This window comes from Desulfovibrio sp. 1214_IL3152 (assembly GCF_036763055.1).
Lineage (GTDB): Bacteria > Desulfobacterota > Desulfovibrionia > Desulfovibrionales > Desulfovibrionaceae > Desulfovibrio.
Map to the genome: position 1 here is coordinate 1 of NZ_JBAIYW010000437.1, position 7,549 is coordinate 7,549.

Here is a 7,549-nt window from a genome sequence, read left to right on the forward strand (position 1 = left end):
CCGCGACCTCGGCTCCCTGCTCATCGACGACCTCAAGCGGGCCATGGCCCACTTTGACGCGCATCCCGTCAGCAAACCCCTGAGCGAGGCAGAAGCCGGCAGCAACAGTCACGCCGGACGCGCCGCCAAAAAATAGCCTGCCAAACGCCGTACACACATAAAACATAAGGGCCGCCCCCGTAAAACAGGGGCGGTCCTTGGCATTATGGCAAGACCGCAATGCGCCTTGCGTAACACCTATTTCAGGTCAACTACACGCACATCACCACGGGTTTCGTTAACTTTTTTACGGAAGCTCTGGCGGCGGTCCTCGCCGTCAACCTGCCCTGCCAGCCATTCCACCACATGCAGGACGGAATGCTTGTCGTGCATATTGATAAGGCAGCGCGCGATGCCGATCTTGCAGGACGGGCAGCCCACAACCAGCGGACCGGTGTAGCTTTCTCCCAGAGCGTCGGCAAGTCTTTGCTGTTTTCGCGCCCGCAAAAGGTTGTATATCTGGGGCGAGGTCATGGCTCCCATGCCGGATTCGCCGCAGCAGCCGGGGCTGAGAACCACATCCGCCCCGCTGAATTCGCCAAGGGCGCGCGCAACCTGCTGTTGCCCCTTGACCTTGTGCACGTCGGCCCACTCGCAGTTGCAGGCTCCGTGATACACCAGCCTTGAGCCTTCGGCCACAGGAGCGCGCAGGTCTTCACGGGGCAGCAGGGGCATGGTGAGCTGCGCCACGTCACGCATGACCAGATCGGGGAACTGCGCCTGCATATTCAGCCGCTCCAGGCCATCGCGGCAGGAACCGCAGGCCGTAACCAGATATTTGCAGTCAAAGCCCTGCTTGGCGAGGCTGCGCAGCATGGAGGCAAGGTATTGCCTGTTCTGGGCCATATTGTCTTCAAAGGCCGTATCCATACCGGCCGCAAGCAGCGGAAAACCGCAACACATGTGCCTGGGCGGCACGGCCACGGCAAAGCCCGCCTTGAGCAGCAGCATGATGGAAGAAATGCCGATGCGGTCATAAAAGAGCGCGCCGCCGCAACCCGGAAAGTACAGCGCAAGGGGCATGCCCGGCGCCGGCTCGGCCGGAGTGAATACCGCGCCCCTGTGCAGCTTGAGCGATTCGTACAGGTTGGTATAACCCATCTTGGGACCGCGCCCGGAGAAAAGCGGGCTTTGCATGCGGCGCTTCCACACAGCGGGAACGAAGCCCAGGAACTTGTTCTGCATCTTCTGGCCCAGAGAAGCCACCTTGGCGGCCTTGGGCGCGCGGTGAGCGATGTCGCGCGCAAGCCATTCCAGAGCGCGGCCCTTGATGGGATGCCCGCTGGCTCCTTCGTGCTCCAGCAGGGCGCGCAGGGTAAGGGCCACCTCCCCGGAAGGAATCTTTACCGGACAGTTCGCCATGCAGCGGCCGCAGGCCGTACAGTGCTCCACAAGGTCGCGCATCCACTTGAGCAGGCGATCGTCAATACGGCCCTTGTTGACCTGACTGTAATACACGGCCTCAAGCAGCATGCCCATCACCATATTCTTGTTGCGCGGGTGATACTGCATGGAGCGCTCCGGGTAGCACATGGAGCACACCTGCTTGCACTTGCCGCAGCGCGTGCATACCTGAATGGAGGTGAGCAGGTGGATGAGCTTGTCCTTGTCCGGCAGGCCGCTTTCACGAATATCGCGGATAAGGCGGTTGAATGAAAACGTGAAAGGCCGCACGGGCAGGTCGCGATAGACGAGCTTGGCGGGGTTCATGACGTCGCGCGGGTCCACACGTTCTTTGAACGCGCGCAGGGCGTCCATTTTTTCCTTGCTGAAAAAGGCTATCTTGGTAATGCCGATGCCGTGTTCGCCCGAGACCTCGCCGCCCATTTCCTGGCATTCAGCCATGACGCGGGCCGCCACTTCCTCGGCTTCTTCCAGCATCTGGGCATCGTTTGAGTTCACGGGAATGTTCACATGGCAGTTGCCGTCGCCGGCGTGCATATGGCTGGCAACCACAATGCGGCTGGCTTCCATATATTCGCGGATCTTGCTGATTTTTTTGGCAAGATGCGGATACTTTTCTTTCAGAACCGCAAGGAAGCCCTCGGCCCGCTCGGCCATTTCCACATCCGAGACATCGGCGGCGGCAACATCGCCGGAAGCGGCCTTGGACGCCTGTGAAAACTCCCGGTTGAAATCCTTGTCTTCCATAGGAAAGCCGGGCAAACGCCCCACTTCCTGAAGGGCATGCCGGTAGGATGCGGCCGTGCATTCCAGATTTATCTGCTCAAGAAAGAGCGCGAAATCGGGGATGCGGTCCATAGGAATGACCACGTCTTCATTGAGCTTGAAGCCGGAGGTACGCTTGGCAATGGCCGAAAGCTTGTGGCGGTCTTCCCAGAAGCGCTCGCCTTCCTTGTCATCGGCGGCCACGATGATATCCACATTTTCCTGCTGCTCGACCACGCTTACGATGTCGCCCACGCAGGTATCCAGCAGATAGGGGTCGTCGCCGTCCACCTGGAGGATAATGACGGAGATGGGCGCGCCCTCATATTTTTCAGACTTGCGCTTGTATTCGATGGCCTGCACGTACTTGGCGTTAAACTCTTCCATTGCCGAAAGATGGGCATAGTCGCCCTCTTCACGGATGCGGTTGCGCAGGGCCACCAACTCGCGCACCACAACGGCGGCCGGATGCATTGAACGGCCGAAAAACTCGAGCACCATCACCCGCTTGTGGCGCGGCTTGGGATGAATAATGAAAGCGGCTTCGGTGATGATGCCGTCCACCCCTTCTTTCTGCATTCCGGGCAGGCCGCCAAGGGCCTTGTTGGTCACGTCCTTGCCCAGGCCCGGCAGACGGATTTCGTCGCCGCGCAGGTGCACCACGTTGCGCACCCCGCCGCTGACGTCCTTGACCACAAAAACAGCTGTCTCATGGGGCAGTATCTTATGACGGGGATGGTTTTCACGCTCTACGGTGATGATTTCGCCCGTAGGCGTCACCATGCGCCACCACAGCAGGTTGTCCAGCGTGGTGCCGTATTCAAAGGCCATAGGGCCGCCCGCATTTTCAGAGATATTGCCGCCGATGGACGATGCCTGCTTGGAGGCCGGGTCTACGGAAAAAAGTGCTCCGGCGGCGTCCACGGCGTTGATCACGGTCTGGGTAATGGCTCCCGCCTCACAGGTGACCGACATGTTTTCCATATCAATGGGACCCACGCGGGTAAGCCGCGTGAGGCTCACAATAAGGGTGCGCTTGCGCGCGGGTACAGCCCCGCCCGTCATGCCCGATCCGCCGCCGCGCGGGATAAGGGCGAACTTCATGTCATTGGCAAGCCGCACAAGTTCGGCCACCTGCTCGGTGGTATCGGGCTCCACCACCAGCAGGGGCAGCTCCATGCGCAGGTCGGTGGCGTCCGTGGCAGACTCCACAAGCGCGCCAGGATTGGTCAGAATGCACTCGGCGGGCAGAATGTCGCCCAGGGCGCTGATGAGCTTTTCCCTGAACTCCATCTCGGCCTCATGGGCCGACCAGAACATGGTAATGCCCTCGCCGATGGCCGTGGCATAATAATGCGCCAGAGAGACGGATTCCTTTTCGAAGCTGTCGCGCACGCTGCCGCGCACGGTGTCCGCATCGATAAAGGGATTGTAGGCCACCAGAAAAAGCTCTTCTGCGATGGCAATGGCAAGGTTGCGCACAGACTCGGGCCATTCGGCAAAGTCATCGATATTGATGCGCAGAATACGGTTCACCACATAGTCGGGAGAAATGGAAATATGCGGACCCTTATGGGGCATGGCGTTCTAACCTCATGAGCGCTGCTGTAATCTGCTACAATGACAGACAGCGGGTTTTAGGGGAAGCCCTTTTTCTACGTTCAATATGCCCGGAAGGCAAGGGGGGCGGAAAATGCCCGTATTTCCCGCTCTACAGAAGCGGTCCGGCCAACGCGCAAACAAAAAACGGCGTCTGCCCCTGCCGCAAGTTCCTGATCTGGCAGCACACTGAAAAAACTTGAGAATGCAGACGCACCGCGATAAAACGCCTTATGCCGAACATCTCCGCCAGAGGGGCCAGAGCAATTTCACTTTGAAATTGCTCGGAAGGCTGCGTGAGCAGACGTTCGCTACGGAGGCGTAAGCGCAGTTTATCTGCGCGGTTAAACGCCGAAGTGAGCGTGCCTTAAACTTTGAGAATATACATTCTCAAAGTTAATCTGCTCTAGGCGTTTGGGGGGGCTGCGGAACGTTTCCATAGCGTCACCACCATGACATAAGACCGTCTTTGACATTTGACCATGTGCGGATATGCTTTTTCGGCCTGGGGCGCACAGCCGCCCCGCACACACCACGGAGTGCTGCACACATGCTTATCGACAGACTACAGCCGCTTACAGACATATTTGACTGGTTGCACCACACTTGGGAACGTGCCGCCACCCAGCGGCGCGTGGCTCTTTTCATTCTCTGGGTATACCTGCTGGCCTTGCTGGGAGTGGAGCTGAACCGACAGGGAATGCTGCCGCCCTGGCTGGCCGCCGTAACGCCCGGCAGCCATTTTTACGCCATCCATCTGGCCTTCACGCTCATCCTGGTGCTGGAGGTCATGAGCCTTGTTTTCATAATTCCCAGTTCCCTGTCGCAATCTATGGGCAAGCAGTTTGAAATCCTCACCCTCATTCTGCTGCGAAACGCCTTCAAGGAACTGGCCCGCCTGCCGGAACCCGTGAGCGTTTCCGGCGACATGATGCCCGTGCTGTATATTGCCATATCCGGCACAGGCGCGCTGCTGGTCTATCTTTGCCTCGGCCTGTACAAACGCATTGCGCGCCGCCACATGCATTTTATCCAATCGCCGGACATGCGCATGCGCTATGTCATGAGCAAAAAGCTGCTGGCCCTGGCGCTCTTCATCATTTTTATGGGTACAGCGCTGCGTGATTTCTTCCTTTTTGTCACTGCGGGCGGCGACCAGAGCTTTTTTGAAACCCTGTACACCATCCTGATATTTTCGGATATCACCATGGTGCTCATTGCCCAGCGCTACATGCCCGCTTTTCATGCGGTATTCCGTAATTCGGGCTTTGTTATCGGAACCCTGCTCATGCGTCTGGCCCTTTCTTCAACCCCCCTGTGGTGTCCGGCCATCGGCCTGTTTGCCGCCGTGTTCGTTCTGGCCCTTACCTGGGTAACCAACTATTTTACGCCTCCGCCGCCGTCAGAGCACACGCAGGGACAAATCCAGCCTGCCCTGCCCGAAACCACGGATTAAGGCCGAAGACCGGCCCCGGCAAGGCCCCGCCTGGCGTTTCGCGGTCACAGTCCGCCCCATGCCCAGGTACGGCAAGGCGCAAGACCGCCATTACGCACAGGGCTTTCCACAGAACGGCAACACGCCTGACACCCCGCCCCGCATGGAACCAGCGCATCAACAGCACGGCAGACAACAAAAACGCAAAAGGGCGATCTTTTCAGACCGCCCTTTGTTTTATCAGGAATTTTCTTGCTCAGGCGTTGGCAGCCTTGAGCATTTCTTCCACCATTGAGAGCGTGGGCGTTGCGCCCGCCTCAAGCCCGCAAAGACCCCGTACGGCCAGCATAAGCATATCAAACTGCAAAGACATTTCGGCCATGCCGTTATGGATGATGCAATTGTCGCCGCGCACGGCAAGACGATATGCATGACGGCTGCGCTCTTGGCCTGAGGAACGCATGATATAGTAGACTTGGTCGTTGGTGTCGGTCACGTAAAGCTTTTGACGGGTGAGCATGCCAAGAGTCTCGTCATACCACGAGCACTCAGAAAAAAGACGACCACGAAAGCTGAAATCGCCGCCGTTGTCGTGCTTCAGACAAATGTCTTCCATAGATTTCTGCACGTTCATTCCATCCTCCGCGTGCTCTTGCCCGCTTCTGTAGGCGCAGGGGGCTGCGCTTTATGGAAGCTAGCATTGCACACAAATACTTGTCAACAACAGCAGCAAGCAAACAACAAAATCGCATAACTAAAAAACACTTTCTAATATAACATAATGATATAAAAACAAAATAAACACACCCTCCACAATGGATGGCCTTGCGGTCCGCCGCTGTTTTTCATGAAAGGCAATATTCTGACAGCATCAGGCAGACGCAGAGAAAAAACGCGGCCGAGCCGCTGTCCCGGCAAACACAAAGCACACAGGGCTGCCCCGACGCGAACGGCAGTGCGATGTCATGAGGCGCAGTAAAATATAGGAGGACAAAAGAGCGCAGGTAAGCAGAAAATAAAAAAACACGTCCTGTAAAAGCATCCGGCGGTACGCTGCGGCTCATCCGCAAAGCATCCCCTGCAATGCCACCGCATTGCGACCATACAGATAATTATTTGTTTTAAAACAATATTATTAAGTTAAACTCCGCCACGCCTGGCCTTTTCCGCAAAGCGCGCGTAGGCCCGGGCCACTGGCGAAGACGGGTCCATACGCCCGAGAAAAGCGCCTTTGGCCTGAACCGGCTCGGACATGCGCCGCCGGGGCGCGCGCCAGCCCATATCTTCTTCGGGCAAGGGTTTGCGTGCCGTTACGTCCAGGCCGGACTTGCCCATAAGCAAAGAAACCTTCACGCCGCCAAAAAACGGCTCCTCCATAAAGGCGTTGGCCCGCTCCAGCAGTTCGCCGCTCATGAGGTGCAGTTCCTGGGCCAGCATGGCGTCCTCTGCCCCGATGAGCAGCAAATCCTTGTGGTGGCCCAGAGGACGTGCCAGCATGCCAAGATCCGGCCCCATAACCATGCGCCAGTTTTCCCAAAGATGGGCGAGGCGGTGGCGGACCTGAGCCTGCCCCGGGTCCACGCCAAGCCCGGCCAGAACCGACGCAAGCACATCGCCCGCGGCTACCGGCTCGGCATTCTTGTCTTTTTTACGAAACACCCTGGGATACATACGCAAAAATCCGTTCTAACAGTCCGTTATATTTATAGTTGACAAAAACCATGCTGATGGATGGCCGCTAAGGCTCCATGCCCTTGTTGACCATATGCAGATAACCTGATATTTACATCAGCATAAATTGATTTAGTATGGAAAAAACACATGGCCCTTCTTTATTTCAAGGCACTTTCTGACGAAACACGGCTTCGCCTCATCCATATCTTGCTGCATTACGAGCTGTCGGTCAACGAACTGGTGCGCATCCTGGATATGGGGCAGTCGCGCGTTTCCCGCCACCTGAAAATCCTTACCGAGGCCGGGCTGCTCACCTCGCGCCGCGACGGCCTCTGGGTTTTTTATGCTGTTCCACGTTCCGGCGAGGAAAGAGAGTTCCTGCGCGCGGCCATGCCCTTTGTGCAAGCTGACGCGGCCATGCGGGCCGACCTGAACATGGCCGCCCAGATGCTGGAAGAACGCGCCCTGAAAACACGGCAGTTTTTCAACGCCATTGCTGAAGACTGGGACGAGCTGAACCGCGAGGTTCTGGGAACCTTTGACCTTCCCCACGCCGTGTGCGCTGCCATCCCCGAAAACTTCGGCATGGCCGTAGACCTGGGCTGCGGCACAGGTGCGGTGCTGGCCCGCATA

Annotated in this window: 5 protein-coding genes; 2 read left to right on the forward strand and 3 right to left on the reverse strand. The window is 57.6% G+C overall.

Annotation, left to right across the window (positions count from 1 at the left end; translation table 11 throughout):
* Positions 1 to 237: 237 nt before the first annotated feature.
* Entirely contained in the window at positions 238 to 3,789 is a 3,552-nt protein-coding gene (locus tag V6C07_RS09225; protein WP_333536129.1) for an FAD-binding and (Fe-S)-binding domain-containing protein, read from the reverse strand.
* Positions 3,790 to 4,357: 568 nt separating this feature from the next.
* Between V6C07_RS09225 and V6C07_RS09230 the strand changes: the two genes are divergently transcribed.
* A complete protein-coding gene (locus V6C07_RS09230) occupies positions 4,358 to 5,263 on the forward strand; it encodes a hypothetical protein (RefSeq protein WP_333536131.1) in 906 nt (301 codons plus the stop codon).
* 235 nt (positions 5,264 to 5,498) lie between these two features.
* On the opposite strand, the gene V6C07_RS09235 is transcribed toward V6C07_RS09230, so the two are convergent.
* Positions 5,499 to 5,876 (reverse strand): hypothetical protein, encoded by a 378-nt coding sequence (locus tag V6C07_RS09235; RefSeq protein ID WP_333536133.1) that lies wholly within the window; start codon positions 5,874 to 5,876, stop codon positions 5,499 to 5,501.
* Between the two features lie 506 nt (positions 5,877 to 6,382).
* Complete coding sequence (locus V6C07_RS09240) at positions 6,383 to 6,913, reverse strand: DUF721 domain-containing protein (protein WP_333536135.1); 531 nt, start codon at positions 6,911 to 6,913, stop codon at positions 6,383 to 6,385.
* Positions 6,914 to 7,063: 150 nt separating this feature from the next.
* On the opposite strand from V6C07_RS09240, the gene V6C07_RS09245 reads away from it, so the two are divergent.
* Positions 7,064 to 7,549, forward strand: a 486-nt coding sequence (locus V6C07_RS09245; protein ID WP_333536136.1) for a metalloregulator ArsR/SmtB family transcription factor, incomplete at its 3' end; no start/stop codon positions are given.

Coding starts and splice junctions, on each gene's coding strand:
- V6C07_RS09225 (WP_333536129.1), bottom strand. CDS start 3,789: ATGCCCCATAAGGGTCCGCATATTTCCATTTCTCCCGACTATGTGGTG.
- V6C07_RS09230 (WP_333536131.1), top strand. CDS start 4,358: ATGCTTATCGACAGACTACAGCCGCTTACAGACATATTTGACTGGTTG.
- V6C07_RS09235 (WP_333536133.1), bottom strand. CDS start 5,876: ATGAACGTGCAGAAATCTATGGAAGACATTTGTCTGAAGCACGACAAC.
- V6C07_RS09240 (WP_333536135.1), bottom strand. CDS start 6,913: ATGTATCCCAGGGTGTTTCGTAAAAAAGACAAGAATGCCGAGCCGGTA.